Source organism: Ornithinibacter sp. (genome assembly GCF_035443565.1).
In the GTDB taxonomy this organism is placed as follows: Bacteria; Actinomycetota; Actinomycetes; order Actinomycetales; family Dermatophilaceae; genus Fodinibacter.
On the sequence record NZ_DAORSO010000265.1, the window covers coordinates 1 to 2,046 of the forward strand.

At 70.7% G+C, this 2,046-nt stretch carries 3 protein-coding genes; all 3 read left to right on the forward strand.

Translation table 11 applies throughout. The annotated features are described in order from the left end of the window. Positions 1–561: site-specific integrase (locus PLL68_RS14250; protein ID WP_324535201.1), on the forward strand; the 561-nt coding region annotated here is incomplete at its 5' end. Further along, positions 558–1,511, forward strand: a complete 954-nt coding sequence (locus PLL68_RS14255; protein WP_324535203.1) for a tyrosine-type recombinase/integrase — start codon at positions 558–560, stop codon at positions 1,509–1,511. The genes PLL68_RS14250 and PLL68_RS14255, both read left to right, overlap by 4 nt. Beyond that, a partial coding sequence (locus tag PLL68_RS14260) for a tyrosine-type recombinase/integrase (RefSeq protein WP_324535206.1) occupies positions 1,508–2,046 on the forward strand: 539 nt, incomplete at its 3' end. The genes PLL68_RS14255 and PLL68_RS14260, both read left to right, overlap by 4 nt.

Below are 2,046 nucleotides of genomic sequence, written 5' to 3' on the forward strand. Positions count from 1 at the left end.
GCGGGTCGGCGTGACTACGCGATCTTGCTGGTCCTGGCCCGGCTCGGGCTGCGGCGTGGCGAGGTCGCAGGCCTTTGCCTGGACGACATCGACTGGAGGTCCGGGGAGCTGACCGTGGTCGGTAAGGGCAGCCGGGTCGAACGCCTGCCTCTGCCGGTCGAGCCGGGAGAGGCGATCGTCGCGTGGTTGACCGATGGGCGGCCCGAGTGCGACACGCGGTCGGTGTTCACCACGCTGCGGCCGGCCGGCCAGCCGCTGTCGGCCGGCGCGATCGGACACGTCGTGGGCAGCGCCTGCCAGCGGGCCGGGCTGGCACGGATCGGTGCGCACCAGCTACGTCACAGCCTGGCCACCGCGATGCTGCGGGCCGGGGCGTCGTTGCCGGAGGTGGGTCAGGTGCTGCGGCATCGCAGCGCGAGGTCGACCGCGATCTATGCCAAGGTCGACGAGGTTGCCCTGCGCCCGCTGGCCCGGCCGTGGCCGGGGACCGCGCCTGGCCCTGCACTGCCTGACGCGGCCGCTCGCAGCCTGGCTCTCCCGTGGCCAGGGGGCCGGTCATGAGCACGCTGCGCGAGGACGTCACCGACTATCTGGCCACCCGCCGGGCGATGGGCTTCAAGGTCGAGGGACTGAGCAAGCTGCTGTCGAACTTCGTCACGTTCTGCGAGGCGCGTGGTGCCAGCCATGTCCGGAACGACCTCGCCGTGGCGTGGGCCACCACGCCGATCAAGGTCCCCGTCACTGACGCCCTGATCGCGCGCCGGATGGACGCGGTGCGCGTGTTCGCACGGCACCAGCACGCGCTGGACCCGTCCACGCAGATCCCTGACGAGGGGATCGGCAACCGGCGATACCAGCCGAGAGAGCCGAACGTGTTCACCGAGGCGCAGGTCCTGGCCCTGGTGGTGGCAGCGGACACCTTGTCGCCGCGGTTCAAGGCGATCACGTGGCGTACGTTGATCGGGCTGCTCGCGGCCACGGGGATGCGTCCCGGTGAGGCGTGCCGCCTCAGCGTCGACGACGTCGACCTGGCAGGCGGCGTGCTCCAGGTCCTGGACACGAAGTTCGGCAAGTCCAGGCTCGTGTTCATCCACCCGACGACGGCCACCGTCCTGGCCGACTACCTGCAGGTCCGCCGGGATTGGGTCGGGACCACGGCACGAGCCTGCCCGGCCGTGTTCGTCAACAGCCGCCGCGAGGCGATCAACCCGGACCGGTTGGGTGCCACCTTCAGACAGGTCGTCGCCGCTGCCGGCGTCACCGCCAAGCCCGGACACAGACCGCCCAGGTTGCACGATCTGAGACACACCTACACCGTGGCCACGATCCAGGGCTGGTACCGCGACGGTCACGACGTCCAAGCACGCCTGCCGCTGCTGTCGACCTGGCTCGGTCACGTCGATCCCGCCTCGACCTACTGGTACCTGCACGCAGTCCCCGAACTACTCGCCCACGCCGCCACCCGCCTCGAGCCGCAAGCGAGCCCGCCGACCGGGGAGAGGACGCCATGACCGCGCCGACCCTGCCATCACTGCTTCAAGGGTTCTTCACCGAGCGACTGGTCCGGCAGCTGCAGGCCAGCCCGCAGACCATCACCGCCTACCGGGACACGATCAAGCTGCTGCTGCTGTTCGCCGCGCAGACGACGAAGAAGGCCCCAGCCCGCCTCACCATCGACGACCTCGACGCCGTCATGGTCGGCGCGTTCCTGGACCACCTCGACACCGAACGGGGCAACAGCACAGCGACCCGCAACGCTCGCCTGGCCGCGATCCACTCGCTGTACCGGTACGCGCTGCCGCTCATCCCCGAGCGGGCCCACACGGCCAGTCAGGTCCTGGCGATCCCGCAACGCCGTCACGACCGAGCCATCGTGTCCTACCTGACCGGCCCGGAGACCGACGCCCTGCTGGCGGCTCCGGACCGCACGACCTGGCACGGACGGCGCGACCACGCCCTGCTGCTGACCGCGGTCCAGACCGGGCTCCGCCTGTCCGAGCTGACCGGGCTGACGATCCAGGACATCATCACCACGAGCCCCGGCGC

Excerpts from the sequence above, each read along its gene's own strand:
- PLL68_RS14255 (WP_324535203.1), top strand. The coding sequence starts at position 558 with ATGAGCACGCTGCGCGAGGACGTCACCGACTATCTGGCCACCCGCCGG.